Genomic DNA, 17,074 nt, shown 5'->3' on the forward strand with positions numbered 1-17,074 from the left:
AGACTTACAAAGAGACTCTTACAAAGAGACTTATAAAGAGACTTACAAAGAGACTTACAAAGACACTAAAAAGGCGCAGGAATGGAATCGGGATCAACGAAAACGGCAAGATCCAGAACAAAAAAGTTCCGGAAGGACACCGGGATGGGATCCTTTCAGAACTTGATTGTCAGGAAGCGTCAGGGAAAAAGAAATCAGAACAGATTCTGGATCAGTCTGGCGACGTATTCCTCGGCCTGTCCGCGCAGAAGTCGGGTGGAGATGCCGTCGTGACCACCGTTAAACTCGCTCGCTTCAACGACATAGGTGCTGCAGCCATTGGCGTAACCCCAGACTAAGCAGAGTTTGGCGTTGGAGCTGCGCTTGATCTGACGGCCGAAGGCGCTGGCCAGCTCACAGGGAACGATCACCAGCTCCAGATCACCTAACCGCAGGATTGTACTGTTGAGGCAGACGTGCACATGATCCTGAGCCAACTTGCGCCGGGTACCGGAAATTTCCGAAAGCAGCCATTTGCGGGCGTCGAATTCCGTGGCGAAAGAAAGCTGCCGCTCAAGCTTTGCCAGCGCCTCCGTCAGCGCTTCTTTATCAGTATCATAGTCGACTTCAAAGCCGACTTCATGGTATCGGACCGGCGTCAGGCACAGGGAGGCGCCGTCATGGAAACCAGCGATATGCGCCGCAATCCCGGAGGTCACGCGCTTCAGTTCGTTAAAATCATTGCCATGCCGGTACAGCCGGTTGGACAGATCGCCCGCATTGCCGTTGCTCATGAGCGGAACGACGCCCAGATACGGCGCTAATTCCCGCCGGACATTCCCCAGCATATCGGCGCTTAATCGGGTTTCCAGCGGATTCATGATGGTGGAGTGGCACGACATGTTGACGAAGGCCGCGACGGTCTTGCCGTTTTCATCGCGGAATTCCAGAACGGTGATGACTTCGTCGCCCGGTTTATCCAACCCGTTGCGGTTGCCATAGAATCCTTTAACTTCACCCTGACGCACGACGACATCGCTAAAGGGCACGAAGTGTTTCGCGGCGTCCAGCACCGCTTCAATCGTTTTATCCAGCACTTCGTCTTCATATTGAGCTTCCGCTTCGGTTTTGGTTCCCGTCATTGCGGAAAGTCCGAAATAAGGCCCAGTGTGGGTATGGGTGACGCTGAAGATGGTCAGGGCCGGATCAATACCCAATAATTCATGGACGGTCGCCTGAACACGGCGGGCAAAGTCAAAGCCGACGCCGATCACATCGGCATTGATGAAGCAACATTTTGTATCTTCAAGATTGAGAAGCAGGACATGAACTTCCAATTCATCGTGGACGCCGGTGGAACTTTCCGTCCGCATTGCGTGGCCGGCGATTGGCACAGAGCCGGCAGGGGTGATGGCGCGGGAACTTTTTGCGACTTCTAACATGATTTTTTTTCCTCCTTGAACTAACGGAGATCTCCGTTGGTTTTTCTGATTGGAACTCTGATGATGACTTCGCCGGTCAATCGTAACTCTGCCGATCAGGGGCAATTATTTTTTATAACCGGGATTTTATGAATCAATTCTTATCGGGAGCGTCAGCGAAGGGCTTCTCAACAGAGCTGAAGGATTGCGGAACATTTCTGTTTTGTAAGAAATAATGGTATGAAGGCGCAGCGATCAGCGCAGGGCCGCGATTTCATTGAGAATTTCAGCGACGATTTCCTCAGTTGTGCCTTCCGGGATGGATCCCGCAGCGCTTTCAAATGATCGCCCATATTCGGCGCGGTCGACCAGATAACCGACGGAATAATTGGAATATCCCCAGACGATCGGACACACGGCGGCCATCGCCTGTTTCATTTCCAAACCGAAGCGAGAAAACAGCTCGGCCGGGATCGTCAGGATAAATAAATCATTCATTTTATATAACGTGTATTCCAAGTCGAAATCCGTTTCCTCTTCCCCTGTCTGATGGCAAAGAACCGCCAGACTGGAGGTATAAACTTTCTTTTCATCGAAGGTCTTCGCTTCGGCAATTCTTTTTTCCACCTCCGCGATCAAGGCTTTCTGCTTCTGCGGATCTTTTCTGAACGTGCGTTGGAATCGCCCAGTTCGCATCGTTACCGGCGCGAGGTTCAGCGACGTTCGCTCCGGATGGGCGTCCCATTGCGCCATGATCGCCTCGCTGATTCGCTGCAATTCATGAAAATCGTTACCCTGGCGGTATAACCGGTTGGACATATCGCCGGCCGCGCCCTGCATCACTAAAGGATACACGCCCCAGCGCTGCTGCAGAGAACGCGCCAGACTGCCGGCCAGATCGCCGCTGACAAAACAATTCTGCGGTCCTAACACCGTCGGATGGCAGGTGAAGCTGAGAATGCCGCCGACAATCCGCTCGCCAGATCGGAATTCAATCGTCGTCAGGTTTTTATCCGCCGGCTTGTCCTTACCGTTGCGGTTGCCGTAACACCCTTCAATCTGGAGGGTGGACGCATAAGCCTGAACTTCCTCAAAGCCCTTTTCAAAGCATTGGGCAACTGCTTTGAGAATCTGAGACTGGACGAATTCCATATATCCGGGAATCCCGGCTTTTTCCGTTCCGAAAAACGGGGAGACCGAATCATATTCCGGTCCGGAATGGGTGTGGGTGAAGCTGATCGTGATCGCTTCTTTCGCCACGGAATACTGATGGGAAAGCTCGGCGCGAAGGTGATCACTGGCGGTTTTGCTGAAGCCGGCCAGATCGACGGTGACCCAGATCAGGGTCGTTTCTTCGATCTTTAAGACGAGGGCGGTAGCCCAGAGATCGTCCGCGACGCCGGTGGCTTTTTCTGTTCGGATCGCATGGCCGAGAAGATAACATGGGAAAAACGGACCTTCCGGCGTGATGCGGGTGCGGCTGCTGCTGATCTGCATTTCTTTTCCTCCTTTAACCAGGCAAAACAGCGGCGCTGCAGCTTCTGTTTTAATCCTGTTTGTTATCCAAATTATAAGCATTTTAAAAATCGGATGAAATACACTTTAATTCCAGAAGCTTACGGACCTGAAGCGATGGTCTTGTTCTGAAATGGGAAGGAGTATCGGATGAAAACGCCAGATTTCGGCGGACTTTCTAACGAATGGATGAGTTCTGAAAACGAACATCGTTGAAATCAAATCAGGAAAATGCCGTACTCCCCTTCGATTCCTTTCAGGGGATGATGAAAATTTCTAATTTCATGGTCATGATGAATTACTTATTGAAATTTTAGTCGAACAGATCCTTGTTAAAATAAGCCTGTTTATGGGAGGTGTTTCATTTGTGACACAAGTGATAAAAAAAGGCCAAGTCGGAATGAACCTGACGGAAGGTTCCATTCTGCGCTGCCTGTTGATTTTTGCGATTCCGATCGTGCTGACCAATCTGGTCCAGCAGCTGTATTCGATGGTCGATCTGGCGGTCATCGGTCAGTATGTCGGCACGCTGGGAACGATCGGCGTCAATACCGGCGGCGAGATCGCCGATCTGGTTGCGCCGGTTGCGATGGGGTTTTCCACAGCGGGGCAGATTTACATTTCCCAGCTGTTCGGGGCTGGGGAAGAGGGGAAGATCAAGAAAACCGTCGGTACGTTGCTGAGCTTCATGATTCTCATTTCAATCGTGCTGGCAATCGTGGCGATTTTCTTTCATACACCGATTCTGAATCTGATCAACTGTCCGAAGGAAGCGATGGATCAGGCGAGCGCCTACATGGTGATCACGGCAATCGGATTTCCGTTTATCTTCGGTTATTATGCCGTCTGCGGAATCTTGCGGGGGATGGGTGAATCCAAGCGTCCGCTGATTTTCATTATCGTAGCGGCGGCGATCAATATCATTCTGGATCTTGTACTGGTCGCGGGCTTCCACATGGAAGCGGCCGGGACGGCCATCGCGACCGTGCTAGCCCAGATCGGATCGTTCGGCGCGGCGTTGATTTTCATGCTCAGAAACCGGGAAAAGTTTGATTTTGAAGCCAAGCTGTCCTATTTTAAACTGGATGGCGAAGTCATGAAAATTATTATTAAGCTCGGTATTCCGCAAGTAGTGCGCAGTCTGTTAGTCCGGTTCTCCATGTTGTGGGTCAATTCGACGGCCAATTCCTACGGCGTCATCGTTTCCAGCACTAACTCCATCGGCAACAAGCTGCAGAAGTTCCTGGAAGTCTTCGTTCAGGGCGTCGATACCGCATCCGCTTCAATGGTGGGGCAGAATCTGGGGGCGCATCAGGTGGAAAGGGCTGGCAAAACGACGATCTATACGCTGGGCTGCACGTTAGTCTGCGCGACGGTGACCAGTCTGTTATGCCTGTTCTGTCCAAAGGTGATCTTCGGTCTGTTTACTAAGGATCCGCTAGTGCTGGATCTGGGCGTGACCTTCTTACGCATCTTCATCCTGCATTTCTTCGTTTCCGCGGTGATCGGAGCGTTTCAGGCCATGGTTACCGGCTGCGGTTTCGTCGAGCTGGGATTTGCGATCGGTATCCTTGACGGCGTTGTCTGCAAGATCGGTCTCAGCCTGATCTTCGTCAATCTCTTCCAGATGGATTATCAGGGCTTGTGGTGGGGCGTCGCCTGTTCGCGGATTATTCCATGTCTGATCTGTATCGGCTATTACTGCAGCGGGAAGTGGAAAACCCGGAAACTGCTGACATCCGGTTCCTGAAGGGAACGATCAAGCGGTCAATCCGGGATCGGCGAATGAACCTCCCTTTCTAAACCGATCCCGGTTCCGACTGACTTGACAGGCAAAGGAATTGAAGAAGAATTCTAGAAGAAAAAAGGAAAATCAGAGAAAAATATGGAAGGCGCGGTCTGTAACAAAACAGCCCGCCTTTTTTCCTGGCTTTTAGAATTCGGCGGAGGCGGGATGAGGTTAGCGGCGTTAATCTTAACTTTTCCTGTTCGCAAGTGTCAGATCCTACAAGAAAAAAGGAAGGAAACGGCGTACAATAAAGCCAGAAGAAAAAAGGGGGAAGTCCATGCCATCGACACAGGAACAGCGGCATGTCTACTATGACCGCGATTTGGAAATCGAAGCGTACAATCTGGGCGGGATTGTTCAGAAGTTTCCCAATCATTTTCATGAATTTTATGTCCTTGGTTTTATCGAAGGGGGAAAACGGCATCTGTGGTGCCGGGGCGAGGAATATGACGTGAGTGCCGGGGATCTGATTCTGTTCAATCCGCGGGATAACCATTACTGCGCGCCGATCAACGGCGAGATTCTGGATTACCGGGCAGTGAACATCAATCCGGACGTTATGCGCAAAGCCGTCAGGGAAATTACCGGACACGATCAGCTGCCGCGGTTTACGCGGAATGTCGTGCCGCAAAGTGAAATCGCCGCACTGATCGGGGATTTGTACGACGCAATCTTAAGCCGTGCGCCGAAGCTGAAAAAAGCCGAAGCTTTTTACTTTCTGATCGAACAGGTGCTGCAGGAGTGTGCGGTGGATTATGATCAAAGTCCAATTCCGCAGCCCAATCCGCTGATTCAGGCGTTATGCCAATATATTGAGGAACACTTTGCGGAGAATATCACACTGGAAGAACTGGCCGCTCGGGCCGGGTTTGGCAAGTCGTATCTGCTGCGCTGTTTTACCCAGCAGATTGGCGTGTCTCCGTACCGCTATTTGCAGACCATCCGGATTGATCGGGCAAAGAAACTGTTGGAACAAGGCGCAGCGCCGGTGGAGGCGGCAGGAATGACGGGATTTGCGGACCAGAGTCACTTCACTAATTATTTTAAAGAGTTTATCGGTCTGACACCGAAGCAGTATCAGCGGATTTTTACCCCGCCGCAGGAAAGCGCAAAAACGGATGAGGAATAACAAATCGCTGCGGTCAGGTCAGGCTGCGGCGCTGGTGACAATTTTAATCTGGGGCACGACGTTCATTTCCACTAAGGTCCTGCTGAACACGCTCTCCCCGGTGGAAATTCTGTTTTTACGGTTTGGCATCGGCTATCTGGCTTTGTGGCTGGCCGCTCCGCGAAGGCTGCGGTTAACAGAGGGGCGGCAGGAAGGCTTATTCGCATTGGCTGGACTGTGCGGCGTTACCTTGTATTATGGCTTTGAAAATCTGGCGCTGAGCGCAACCCGGGCATCGAACGTCGGCGTGATCATTTCCATCGCACCCTTCTTCACCGTTCTGTTCAGCAGTGCTTTCTTAAAAGAGAAACGGCCGGGCCTGCGGTTTTTTCTGGGCTTTGTGATCGCGATGGCGGGCATCATGTTGATCAGCTTCCATCAGGATGCGGTTGAGCTTCATCCTTTAGGCGATGGGCTGGCGGTGATCGCCGCGATGATCTGGGCGGTCTATTGCTTGTTAAGCCGGCGAATTTCCGAGCTGGGCTATAACGTGCTGTTAGCGACGCGAAGAACCTTTTTTTATGGCTTACTCTTCATGCTTCCGTTAGTTTACACACAATTCCCAATCCGGATCCAGACGATTCTCAGCCCGGAGGTCCTGTTCAATTTAGTCTTTTTAGGGCTGGGCGCTTCCGCGCTGTGCTTTGTCACCTGGAATCTGGCAGTCGGGATTTTGGGCTCGGTGAAGACCAGCGTTACCATTTATATCGTCCCGGTGATCACCGCGGTGGCTTCGGCTCTGGTTCTTCATGAACCGCTGACGGCGAAGGTGATCCTGGGGCTGGCTTTAACGCTGGGCGGCCTGGTGCTGTCGCAGAATACCAATCAGGAAAAGGAGAAAGAAGAAAACTATGGAACACTCGAATGAAAAATGCGTGATGGTGATCAATGCAGAATTGCCCTTGGGCTTAATCGCAAACACTGCCGGAATTTTAGGCGTCACCTTAGGCAAGCTGGCGCCGCAGATCGTCGGCGAAGATGTTGTCGATCAAAGCGGAAATTCCCATCGGGGCGTCGTCGCAATCCCGATTCCGATTCTCAGCGTATCCAGGGAGAAGCTGAAAATGATTCGTGAACAGCTGTATCAGCCGGAGTTCTCCGACCTGATCGTCGTCGATTTCTCCGACGTCGCCCAGAGCTGCAAGAACTATCCGGAATACATTGAAAAGGCCGCGGCGGTAACCGAAGAAGAGATCACATACTTTGGCATCGGAATTTACGGTTCGAAAAAACGCGTCAACAAGCTGACGGGCGATCTGCCGCTGCTGCGCTGAGCCGCGTTTTGTCACAATCAGAAATGGGGCTGCTGGCAAGGAACGGGGAAATAACCGGGCCTTGCCTTTTTCTATCCGTTTTTTCGCAAGGACCAAAGAAGCTCCGGCTGAAATCATGAATAATCCAGGAAATCACAAGACATTTTAATGCTTTTGCGTCCGCTTCGTGGTATATTATTGATGTGAAAACAGGAGGAAATATCATGAACAGAAAACCTTTAGTTCTTGTTGTCATGGACGGCGTCGGATTAACCGATAAGGACAACGGCAATGCGGTCAAGCATGCCTACACTCCAAACCTGGACGCCTTGATGGCAACCTGCCCAAATACGAAAATCAAAGCGCACGGGACCGCGGTCGGTCTGCCGAGCGACGCCGATATGGGAAACTCTGAAGTCGGTCATAACGCGTTAGGCTGCGGCCAGATTTACAGCCAGGGCGCGAAGCTGGTCAACGAGTCGATTGAAACCGGCGCGATCTATACTTCGGATACCTGGAAAGAACTGATCGCCAACGCCAAGGGTCACACGCTGCATTTCTTAGGTCTGTTGTCGGACGGCAACGTCCATTCGCATATTGATCATCTGAAGGCGATGATCCGCGAAGCGAAGAAGGAAGGCGTGGAACGGGTCCGCCTGCACGTCCTGCTGGACGGCCGCGATGTTCCGGAAACCTCGGCGTTAATCTATGTTGAAGAAATTGAAAACCTGTTGGCGGAGCTGAGCGACGGCACCTTCGATGCGAAGATTGCCAGCGGCGGCGGACGCATGGTCATTACGATGGACCGTTACGAAGCCAACTGGAATATGGTCGAAAAGGGCTGGCATATCCATGTCCTGGGCGAAGGCCGTCAGTTTGCTTCGACCAAGGAAGCGATTGAAACCTATCGCGATGAGCTGCATTGTTCCGATCAGGATCTGCCGGGCTTTGTCATCGCAGAAAATGGCCAGCCGGTCGGTACAATCGAAGATGGCGACAGCGTGATCCTGTTCAACTTCCGCGGCGACCGTGCGATTGAAATCTCCAAAGCGTTTGAAATGGCGAACTTCGACGCGTTTGACCGCGTGCGCTTCCCGAAGGTGGTTTACGCAGGCATGCTTCAGTATGACGGCGATCTGCACATCCCGGAAAAATTCCTGGTTACCCCGCCGCACATCACCAACACGTTATCTGAATATCTGGTAAAGAAAGGCATTCGTTCCTACGCGATCTCGGAAACGCAGAAATTCGGTCACGTCACGTATTTCTGGAATGGCAACCGTTCTGAGAAATTCGATGAAAAGCTGGAAACCTGGGTTGAAATCCCTTCCGACGTCGTTCCATTTGAGCAGCGGCCTTGGATGAAGGGCGCGGAAATCAGTGACGAATTGATCAAAGCGATTGAATCCGGCGACTATGACTTCTACCGCGTTAATTATCCGAACGGCGACATGGTAGGGCATACGGGCAACTATGAAGCGACGATCATCGGTATGGAAACCGTCGATCTGTGCCTGAAGCGGCTGATGGATGCCTGCGATAAAGCCGGGGCGATCATGATCGTTACCGCCGACCACGGCAATGCCGACGAGATGGAAGAAAAGAAGAAGAATCCGGAAGACAAGGCGAAACCGAAGACTTCGCATACGCTCAATCCGGTTCCGTTCATCATCCGCGGGGCGGACGTCGAATTGAAAGACGGCGAGTTCGGCTTAAGCAACGTTGCGGCAACGGCAGTCGAGCTGATGGGTCTGGAAGTTCCGGAAGGCTGGAACGAAAGCATGCTGGCAAAGAAATAAAAAAGTGTTCCGCAAAATAAACAATCCCTCTGAGTTGTGGTATCATAAACTCAGAGGTTTTCTTTTTATTGAAGATGCCGGGGCCATGCCTGAGGATTTAGAACGTCTTTGGCTTCATTTCACAAGAAAACCATTCTCATTCTCTGCGGCGACCATCAAAAAGGAGGACAACTATGCGAAAAGGATTATCATTCATCTTGGCCTGCGGGCTGCTGCTATGCGCCGGCTGTACGCCGGCTGCGGAAAAACGAACATTCAGCGAAGACGGGAAGAGCGCCGTCGCTTATCAGGAAACATTGTTGGAAACTCAGAACCAACAGACCGAACAAATCGCCGCGCAGGCGGTGGGCGGAACTCTGGACAATCCTGTTGTTCTCGTCAATCCCTATGGATTAAGTCCGCTGAGCGCGTTGATTCAATTCGATACCGAAACCGCGGAACCGGTCACGGTCATTGTCAAAGGCAAACAGGCGCAGGCGGATCTGAGCTGGACTTATGAACCATCAACCGCGCATTGCCTGCCGATCATCGGTTTGTATCCGCAGCAGAAAACGACGGTTCAGCTGATCGTCGATGATCAGGTGAAGGAGCTGGAGATTGAAGGTCAGGCGCTGCCGGAGGATGCTTTCAGGGCGGAGGTGACGGTTGCCGATCAGAACCCGCAGCCGAATCAGCTGATCTTTACAACCCCTTCCAGCACCGGTTATGCCACCGGGTATGACAGTCAGGGCGAGATCCGCTGGATTTTAAATGTGATGATGTTATGGGATCTGAATTTACTGGAAGACGGCCGGATTACGCTGAGCACCAACCGCCTGCTGGACAGTCCATATTACACGACAGGATTTCTGACGATGGATTTGCTGGGGCATATCGACGCGGAATACAGTGTGCCGGGCGGGTATCATCATGATCTGGATCAGCTGCCTGACGGTAATTTCCTGATCGCTTCCGATGACTTCAGCGGATCGACCGTGGAGGATGTGATCGTTGAGATTGATCGGCAAACTGGGGCCGTAGTGAAATCCTTTGATTTGAAAACAATTCTGCCGCAGGATCAGGGAAAGAGCTTGAACTGGACGGCAAAGGACTGGTTCCACAATAACAGCGTCGATTATAACCCGGCGCAGAATACGCTGACGGTGTCCGGCAGGCATCAGGACGCTGTGGCTGTGATCGACTACGACACTCAGAAATTGATCGCGATCATCGGCTCGCCAGAGGGATGGTCGGAAGAAATGCAGGATTATTTTCTGACGCCGGAAGGCGGGGACTTTGAATGGCAGTGGGCGCAGCATGCCGCGACCTGGCTGGACGATCAGCACATTATGATGTTTGACAACGGGATGTACCGGTCGAAGACCGAAGAGAACGCGGTCAAAGCGGAGGATAATTATTCCCGGCTGGTCGTTTATGCGGTGGATCTGGAAGGCAAGACGATCCGGCAGGTCAGGGAATATGGCAAGGAGCGGGGATATGCTTATTATTCCCCCTATATCAGCGACGTTGATTTCCTGGGAAATGACCGGTGGCTGGTGACTTCGGGCGGAATTTCCTGGCTGGATGGCAAGATCAACAATATGCCGGGATCATTGACAGCTTTCGATCAGATGGAGGCGTATGTAACCGTGATCGACGGAGATCAGGAACAGTTTGAGATGAAAATCCCGGCGAATATCTACCGGGCTGAGATGATCGACGTTTCCAAGACGACGATGACACCGCTGGAATCCGGAAGATTATTAGGAAGTCTGGGTGTCACGGCATATCAAACGGAAGATGATCTGGATGCCAGACTGAAATTCAGCGAAGCTCGGCCGATTGATGAGAAACTGGCGGAAAAGCTGACGCTGACACATGAACAAGACCGCCTGATGGTGACGGCGACGTTAAATAAACATGATAATCTTGATCTCATTTTAGCGAATGAGGAAGGGCTGAGGATTTATCCGGTACAGACGGACACCCAGCCGGGAATGTGCGTGGCGGTTTTCAACCAGCCGAAATCGCCGGATGTCTCAACGTTAATTCAGACGATCAGCGCGGAAGGGCTGGATGGGACGTGGCATGTGTACTACCGGCTCAATAATCAGCTGATCGACGCGCGGCAGGTCTATCGGAATTGATTAAGGGAGAAATCGAAAAACAGAAACAGACTGGCTGGACTGAAGTCCTTTGAAGTGTAATCATTAAAAAATCGGGAATGAAGAAGTTCCCGATTTTTTTGGCCTTTTTTTATTTTTCCTGACGGTAACACTGATAGCGGAATGAATACTGATCCGCATGATAATAGGTTTCCGTATATTCAAACGGGGTGTTGTCCGTCAGATAGGAAATATGCGTGCTCAGGACTACGTCCCGCTTTTCAGCCATTTCCAGAGCTTTTTGAATTTCCCTGCTTGGCATGACGACGCTGATTGTCGTATCATTATAAGCCAGCTGTAAATTTAATTTTTCTTCCAGATACTGATAAAGTGATTTTTCCAGATAGGTAATATCCAGATAGGGCACTTTAAGAACAGAAATGTAATTGTAGCTGACGGCCATCGGCTTGCCATCTCCTAAGCGCAATCGAATAAAATAATGGATAAAATCATTCTCTTTCAGACCAAGCTTCTCCATGATCTCGGGAACCTCTTTAGCGCAGATCACGGAATAATGAAGCAATTTTGCTTCCGTTTTAATACCGACACGCCGATGTTCTTCAGAAAAGGAAAGCATCTCCGGAATTTTCCGCTCGATCCGCGGTCCTCGTACAAAACTCCCCTTGCCTGGAATTCGTTCAATGTATTCCTGATCGGAAAGGTGAGTCAGCGCTTTATTCACGGTCATGCGGCTGACGTTAAACTGGGCGCACAGCTCGTTTTCAGAAGGAAGCTTATCTCCACGATGCACTTTTCCGTGTTTAATCTGTTTTATGATATAATCTTCGATCTTCTGATATTGAAGCTGTTTTTTCGCCATGGTGTCCCTCAACTCTCTATTTGAAATTATTTTACCATAAATATCCAGCAAATCATCATTCTTCCGCACAATTACGAAGCGACGAATTTGCTTCCTGCTTTTTTATGGAAAAGCGGATCTGCGGCGAGGAAGGGATTGATGCCCAGCCGGTAGGGAATTCGTGATGAAATAATCTGCAGCGGCAGGATATACTCCAGAACATGAAAGTCCGGATCGTCAATCATTGGCAGCAGACAGTCTTTTTCCGTTGTCATCGACGAGTGCTGGTCAGGACCGATGATAAATTGATGGGAAGTCGTTTCCCGGATCACAGAATGGATTTGGACCAGTCTGTCTTTTTCATAAGGATCCGGACTGGCCAGATAGATCAGGCGGGTCTCTTTCTGAACGGAATTATAAATCCCATGACAGAACTCTTCCAGTTCATAGCCGACAATCCCGAAGCGGAGAGTTTCCAACATTTTCAGCGCGCCTTCTAAAACATTGGCATAGTTATTTCCATAACCTAAAACCAGGATTCGCCGGCCTTCAATCAATTCTTCCTGAATTGCATCTACCCAGGCGGTCGCTGCCGGGATAATTGCGTCATAATTTACAATCACAGTTTTCAGCCGTGTGAGCAGATCATTGACTTCCGCGTGGCTGATCCGGTTCAAGCACAACGCACCTTCAATTCCAAGCAGCCATAAAATTAAAACAGTAGCGGTATATCCCTTGGTTTTGGCGATGCTCAGCTCCGCGCCGCATTCCATAAGCAGATGCACATCGGAAAGCTGGAAGATCAGACTTTTGGGATTTTCGCTTAAACCGGCGGTCATGCATTGATGTGTCTTCGCTTTTTCCAGGGCGTCGGCGGTAGAGTAGCTGTTTCCACCCTGGGAAATTCCCAGAACCAGCGTATTTTTTGAATAGATCTTCTGCTGGGTTGTAAATAGAGAAGGCAATTCTGCCCGAACCCGGATCTGAAGCAGATTTTCCATAACCCGCCGGGCTGCCAGCGCCGCGTGATAAGAAGTTCCTGATCCGCACAGAACAAGCTCATCCACGTTTTTTTCATGAAGCATTGTGCAGAATGGACGGGTGATCGTTTTTCGTTTCTGGAGAATATTCAATAACACGTCTTTTTCTTCCAGAATATAATCGTACATCGTAATCTCGGTCATCGTATTTCCTCCTGCTTCAACATGGGAATACCGGAAACAAATGTCTGAAGAATCTGATAATCCTCGTCATAAACCGTAAGATCCGCCTGATAACCGGTTTTGATCAGACCTAAATGATCGTCCAGCTTTAACATCCGCGCCGGATTGATCGTCGCCGCGTTGATGGCGCAGGCTTCGCTGAGCTTTCCCAGAGTTTGAAGATTGCGGACCGACTGAATCATCGTGATGCAGGAACCGGCCAGCCGGCCGTCTGAAAGCCGACCGACGCCGTCTTCTCCGATTGTGACCTTGCGGTCGACGGACTCATAATAGCCCGGTTTTAATCCTTTATAACGAGAGGAATCAGTAATGACAACCAGACGGTCACTGCCTTTGCATCGGCCAATGATATTGATAACGGAGGGATGGACGTGAATGCCGTCGGCGATGACCTCAGAGTACAAAGCATCGCAGGATAATGCGGCTCCCGGCAATCCCGGTTTGCGATGATGCAGCGGATTCATACTGTTGAAGCAATGGACGACAGACGAGGCGCCCTCCTCGACGGCCTGCATCATTTCCTCATAGCTGACGCCGGAGAAGCCAACCGCAACTTCCAGACCAAGCTCTGCGCAATGTTTTAATACCTGATGCCCTTCATCTTTTTCCACAGCGAGGCCCACGCGGAGAATGTGGCCGCCGGAGGCTTCCATGAAACGGTCAAATTGTGCAATCTCCGGTTTTTGGATCAAGTATTTATCATAGGCGCCGGGATATTCGTGAGAGGTATAGGGACCCTGCAGGAAAATACCCGGGATGTGAGCGCCGTCTTCATTTTTTTCCTCAATGACGGTGCGGATGGCCTGAAGCGCCTGAATAATTCGAGGTTCTGAACGGGTTACTGTACCTGGCAGAAAAGAAGTAACCCCTTCCTGCGGCAAATATCGCTGCCAGACCCGAAGGGTTTCCGGGTCTCCGTCAGAAGCGTCGCCGCCCGCGTAACCGTGGGTATGCACATCAATTAAACCGGGGATAATCCGGGCATTCTCATAGAATTGAGAATTTTCCAGGATGCCATTGTGAATTTCTGTGATTTTTCCATCTTCCAGTTTTAAGGTGGCAGGAATAAATTGCTCGTCAATCCAGACGCGCTGACTGCTGATAAAGGTCATGAACGATTCTCCTTTCTGCTGAGGCGAAGAGCTCAGCACTTGACTGCTTATCTGATAAACAAATTATATACCACTGCATTTTAAAATGGAATAAAAATATATACAAGTTTATAAAAATGTATTGCATAACTGCAAATTTTATTTATAATGAAATCATAACAAACCTGATGAAGTAAGGAAAAGTAATCATTTTTTAATGAATAATACTTCATCGAGAAAACAGGACGTTAATAAATAGAAAGGAGGATCGGGGCTGTTCAGTATTACGACAAGAAGCAATCCATCATAATGAAAGGGGCAGACTTATGACAATCTTCCAGATTTTGTTACTTACTCTGTGGGCAGGCTTATCGCAGGTTGATCAGATGACGTTCAATCTGCTGCCCAGCGGTATTATCCCGACGGCAATTTTTACCGGACTTGTGGTTGGAAAACCAGAATTGGGGCTGCTTGTCGGCGGCACGCTGCAATCCTATGCCTTGGGCTTGGGGATGTTCGGCGGTGCTTCCATACCGAATTACCCGGTTACGGCGATTATCGTTGTTGCTTTATCAGCTTCGGCGGCGGATGTGCCGGCAACGATCGCTTTGATCGGCATTCCAGTCGCGACGCTGACGGTTCAAATTGACGTTTTCGGACGTTTCTTAAACACATTCTTTCAACACCGCGCGGATAAATACGCAGCGCTGGGAAATTCCCGGCAAGTCGCATACAGTAATTATTTGGGTGTTTTAAGCTGGTCTTTATCGCGAATGATTCCGGTCTTTGTCGCCTTGTGCTTAGGTCCAACTTTCGTCGATATGTTAAATGCGATCATGCCGCCATGGCTCAGCTCCGGGCTGTCGATCGCCGCGGGTATGTTCCCGGCTGTCGGATTCGCAATCTTATTGAAATACCTGCCGATTCGCTCTAATCTTCATTTCCTGATCCTGGGCTTTGCGTTAACGGCGTGGGCGGGAATGCCGACGCTGGCCGTAGCGACGTTTGGCGCAGCGGCCGCGATCGCTGTTTATTATCAGACGGGAAAGACCGATAAATCCAATGCAGGGGGTGAAGTCGATGAGTAAGCAGTTCACAAAAAAAGAAATCCGCAGGTTATCCTATCGCTGGTCATGGAATCGTTCATTAGCCTGGAACTATGAAAAAATGATGACAGCCGGCTATATGACGACGATGCTTCCGGTTATTGACAAGCTATATCAGGATGATCCGGAAGGCCGGAAGAAAGCCTTTGAAACGCACAGTGTGTTCTTCAACTGCGAACCTAATCTGACCAATATCATTCTGGGAATGGATATCGCAATCGAAGAAGAAATGGGCGCGGAAGGGCTGGAAACTGTCGCGGGGATTAAAGCCAGCTTAATGGGGCCGTTTGCGGGGATCGGAGATACGTTGTTTACCAGCGTCTTAGCGACAATCTTCGGTTCAATCGCGGTTACGACCGCTCTGGACGGCAGCTATTTTGGAATTGTATTGTGGGAGATCTGGTTATTCTTCGTGATGTTCGGGTTACGGCCTTATCTGATGCAGCTGGGTTATACGCAAGGCATTAAGCTGGTCACAACGCTCAGTGGAAAATTGAATCAGATTACGCAGGCTGCCAGCGTTTTGGGAATTATGGTAGTCGGCTCGATGGTCGCTTCCTTAGTAAAAGTCAAATTTGGTACCTTGACGATCATGGGGACGGAATTTGATCTGCAAACTAAATTATTCGATGCGATCATGCCGAAGTTCGGCGCAGTGCTGGTTGTCGCTTTGTGCTATTGGATTTTAGGCAAGATCGGGATGAAATCTTCACGGCTGATCCTGATGATTATGGCGCTTGCCATTCTCTGTTCCTTCCTTGGCATTTTGGTGCCTTAAAATGAAAATTATCGTCAACGCTGATGACATGGGGTATACCTGCGGCGTAACAGAAGGAATTATCGAAGGATATGAAAAAGGAATCGTTACTTCAACCACCGTCATGTGCAATATGCCGAATGCTGCGCAGGCAGCTCAACGATTACGATCAGTTCCGGGTCTTGGAACCGGCGTTCATTTAACGCTGACCTGCGGCCGTCCGCTGACGAGAGCGAAAACGTTGACGGATCAGCATGGTGATTTCCTGAAAAACACGCAGTTTTATAAAGTTTATGTCGATCCCGCTGAGGTGGAAGCCGAATTTCGGGCCCAGATTGAGAAGTTTATGGAGTTATTTGGCCGCCAGCCGACGCATCTGGATTGCCATCAGGGCTGCTATGACGGACAGACATTGACAATGGCCCGTGTCGGAGGCATCGGCGAGGAACACAATACCGAGGAAATTCTGGCCGTGACGCTGGATCTGGCTAAAGAATATCACCTTCCGCTGCGGCGTCATTGCGAATACCTGTGGCTGAGCTCTTACCATGGCGAACAGGCAACGCCTGAGCATTTCATAAAAATGCTGGACGAGCACGCCGATGCCGAAAAACTGGAGTTTATGGTTCATCCGGGATGGTGCGATTTAGAACTTTATCAGAAAAGCTCGTATAGTTTGGAACGAGTTCAGGAACTGGCCGGACTTTGCGATCTCAGACTGAAAGAAGCGCTGCAGGTGCGAAATATTGAATTAGTTCATTTTTGATATTTATAAGCAGGCGTTTGTGCTTAACACACAACGCCTTTTTTTGGCTTAATTTGTAAAGTTTCAGACTAAAACAAGGCGGGAAGAGTTTTGATTTTCATGAAGATTGGAGTGGAAATTCAGACGGCAAAAACAGGGAAATCAGATTGATAAAAGGACGCATTTGAGTTATAATGAAATTGTAAAATTAACTCAAAAAAGTATTTTTAATTTTTTTAATTATTTTAGGAGGCTTTTTCCGATTTTCCGCAATATTAATGATAG

The 17,074-nt window shown here is 50.0% G+C and carries 14 protein-coding genes; 9 read left to right on the top strand and 5 right to left on the bottom strand.

Annotation, left to right across the window (positions count from 1 at the left end; translation table 11 throughout):
• Positions 1 to 194 precede the first annotated feature (194 nt).
• Together I2G61_RS12430 and I2G61_RS12435 are read right to left on the bottom strand one after the other, a co-directional pair.
• Positions 195 to 1,421, bottom strand: coding sequence for a hypothetical protein (locus tag I2G61_RS12430; protein WP_072685249.1), 1,227 nt, complete (start codon positions 1,419 to 1,421; stop codon positions 195 to 197).
• Positions 1,422 to 1,655: 234 nt separating this feature from the next.
• Positions 1,656 to 2,897: a neutral/alkaline non-lysosomal ceramidase N-terminal domain-containing protein gene (locus I2G61_RS12435; protein WP_072685250.1), complete on the bottom strand. Its 1,242-nt coding sequence runs from the start codon at positions 2,895 to 2,897 to the stop codon at positions 1,656 to 1,658.
• A 385-nt stretch (positions 2,898 to 3,282) separates the two neighbouring features.
• On the opposite strand from I2G61_RS12435, the gene I2G61_RS12440 reads away from it, so the two are divergent.
• The 6 genes from I2G61_RS12440 (at position 3,283) to I2G61_RS12465 (ending at position 11,050) form a co-directional block, all read left to right on the top strand.
• On the top strand, positions 3,283 to 4,665 hold the full coding sequence (locus tag I2G61_RS12440) for an MATE family efflux transporter (RefSeq protein WP_072685251.1): 1,383 nt from the start codon (positions 3,283 to 3,285) through the stop codon (positions 4,663 to 4,665).
• A gap of 316 nt (positions 4,666 to 4,981) precedes the next feature.
• Positions 4,982 to 5,833, top strand: coding sequence for an AraC family transcriptional regulator (locus I2G61_RS12445; RefSeq protein ID WP_072685252.1), 852 nt, complete (start codon positions 4,982 to 4,984; stop codon positions 5,831 to 5,833).
• Positions 5,823 to 6,740: a DMT family transporter gene (locus I2G61_RS12450; protein ID WP_072685253.1), complete on the top strand. Its 918-nt coding sequence runs from the start codon at positions 5,823 to 5,825 to the stop codon at positions 6,738 to 6,740. The genes I2G61_RS12445 and I2G61_RS12450 overlap by 11 nt, the downstream gene beginning before the upstream one ends.
• Positions 6,724 to 7,146, top strand: coding sequence for a DUF2000 domain-containing protein (locus I2G61_RS12455; protein WP_072685254.1), 423 nt, complete (start codon positions 6,724 to 6,726; stop codon positions 7,144 to 7,146). The genes I2G61_RS12450 and I2G61_RS12455 overlap by 17 nt, the downstream gene beginning before the upstream one ends.
• A 203-nt stretch (positions 7,147 to 7,349) precedes the next feature.
• Positions 7,350 to 8,924, top strand: a complete 1,575-nt coding sequence (gene gpmI, locus I2G61_RS12460) for a 2,3-bisphosphoglycerate-independent phosphoglycerate mutase (protein WP_072685255.1) — start codon at positions 7,350 to 7,352, stop codon at positions 8,922 to 8,924.
• Positions 8,925 to 9,097: 173 nt separating this feature from the next.
• Positions 9,098 to 11,050: an aryl-sulfate sulfotransferase gene (locus I2G61_RS12465; protein ID WP_072685256.1), complete on the top strand. Its 1,953-nt coding sequence runs from the start codon at positions 9,098 to 9,100 to the stop codon at positions 11,048 to 11,050.
• Positions 11,051 to 11,159: 109 nt separating this feature from the next.
• On the opposite strand, the gene I2G61_RS12470 is transcribed toward I2G61_RS12465, so the two are convergent.
• The 3 genes from I2G61_RS12470 to nagA form a co-directional block, all read right to left on the bottom strand.
• Positions 11,160 to 11,888 (bottom strand): GntR family transcriptional regulator, encoded by a 729-nt coding sequence (locus I2G61_RS12470; protein WP_072685257.1) that lies wholly within the window; start codon positions 11,886 to 11,888, stop codon positions 11,160 to 11,162.
• Positions 11,889 to 11,959: 71 nt separating this feature from the next.
• Positions 11,960 to 13,051 (bottom strand): SIS domain-containing protein, encoded by a 1,092-nt coding sequence (locus tag I2G61_RS12475; protein ID WP_072685258.1) that lies wholly within the window; start codon positions 13,049 to 13,051, stop codon positions 11,960 to 11,962.
• A complete protein-coding gene (gene nagA, locus I2G61_RS12480; RefSeq protein WP_072685259.1) occupies positions 13,048 to 14,202 on the bottom strand; it encodes an N-acetylglucosamine-6-phosphate deacetylase in 1,155 nt (384 codons plus the stop codon). Before nagA ends, I2G61_RS12475 begins: the two co-directional genes overlap by 4 nt.
• Before the next feature lie 305 nt (positions 14,203 to 14,507).
• Here nagA and I2G61_RS12485 point away from each other — a divergent pair, with 305 nt between their 5' ends.
• From I2G61_RS12485 to I2G61_RS12495, 3 genes are read left to right on the top strand one after another with little or no spacing between them, the layout of a single operon-like run.
• Positions 14,508 to 15,269: a PTS sugar transporter subunit IIC gene (locus I2G61_RS12485; RefSeq protein WP_072685260.1), complete on the top strand. Its 762-nt coding sequence runs from the start codon at positions 14,508 to 14,510 to the stop codon at positions 15,267 to 15,269.
• Positions 15,262 to 16,065 (top strand): PTS system mannose/fructose/sorbose family transporter subunit IID, encoded by an 804-nt coding sequence (locus tag I2G61_RS12490; protein ID WP_072685261.1) that lies wholly within the window; start codon positions 15,262 to 15,264, stop codon positions 16,063 to 16,065. The genes I2G61_RS12485 and I2G61_RS12490 overlap by 8 nt, the downstream gene beginning before the upstream one ends.
• A gap of 1 nt (position 16,066) precedes the next feature.
• The gene (locus tag I2G61_RS12495) at positions 16,067 to 16,810 is read left to right on the top strand and encodes a carbohydrate deacetylase (RefSeq protein ID WP_072685262.1); all 744 of its coding nucleotides are present in this window, start codon (positions 16,067 to 16,069) and stop codon (positions 16,808 to 16,810) included.
• Positions 16,811 to 17,074 lie beyond the last annotated feature (264 nt).

Origin of the sequence: Holdemania sp. 1001095H_141210_F2, assembly GCF_015558105.1 — a bacterium.
GTDB lineage: Bacteria > Bacillota_I > Bacilli_A > Erysipelotrichales > Erysipelotrichaceae > Holdemania.

Bases quoted from the DNA above. Each gene is read 5' to 3' on its own strand.
- I2G61_RS12430 (WP_072685249.1), bottom strand. From the start codon at position 1,421: ATGTTAGAAGTCGCAAAAAGTTCCCGCGCCATCACCCCTGCCGGCTCT.
- I2G61_RS12435 (WP_072685250.1), bottom strand. From the start codon at position 2,897: ATGCAGATCAGCAGCAGCCGCACCCGCATCACGCCGGAAGGTCCGTTT.
- I2G61_RS12445 (WP_072685252.1), top strand. From the start codon at position 4,982: ATGCCATCGACACAGGAACAGCGGCATGTCTACTATGACCGCGATTTG.
- I2G61_RS12450 (WP_072685253.1), top strand. From the start codon at position 5,823: ATGAGGAATAACAAATCGCTGCGGTCAGGTCAGGCTGCGGCGCTGGTG.
- I2G61_RS12455 (WP_072685254.1), top strand. From the start codon at position 6,724: ATGGAACACTCGAATGAAAAATGCGTGATGGTGATCAATGCAGAATTG.
- gpmI (WP_072685255.1), top strand. From the start codon at position 7,350: ATGAACAGAAAACCTTTAGTTCTTGTTGTCATGGACGGCGTCGGATTA.
- I2G61_RS12465 (WP_072685256.1), top strand. From the start codon at position 9,098: ATGCGAAAAGGATTATCATTCATCTTGGCCTGCGGGCTGCTGCTATGC.
- I2G61_RS12470 (WP_072685257.1), bottom strand. From the start codon at position 11,888: ATGGCGAAAAAACAGCTTCAATATCAGAAGATCGAAGATTATATCATA.
- I2G61_RS12475 (WP_072685258.1), bottom strand. From the start codon at position 13,051: ATGACCGAGATTACGATGTACGATTATATTCTGGAAGAAAAAGACGTG.
- nagA (WP_072685259.1), bottom strand. From the start codon at position 14,202: ATGACCTTTATCAGCAGTCAGCGCGTCTGGATTGACGAGCAATTTATT.
- I2G61_RS12485 (WP_072685260.1), top strand. From the start codon at position 14,508: ATGACAATCTTCCAGATTTTGTTACTTACTCTGTGGGCAGGCTTATCG.
- I2G61_RS12490 (WP_072685261.1), top strand. From the start codon at position 15,262: ATGAGTAAGCAGTTCACAAAAAAAGAAATCCGCAGGTTATCCTATCGC.
- I2G61_RS12495 (WP_072685262.1), top strand. From the start codon at position 16,067: ATGAAAATTATCGTCAACGCTGATGACATGGGGTATACCTGCGGCGTA.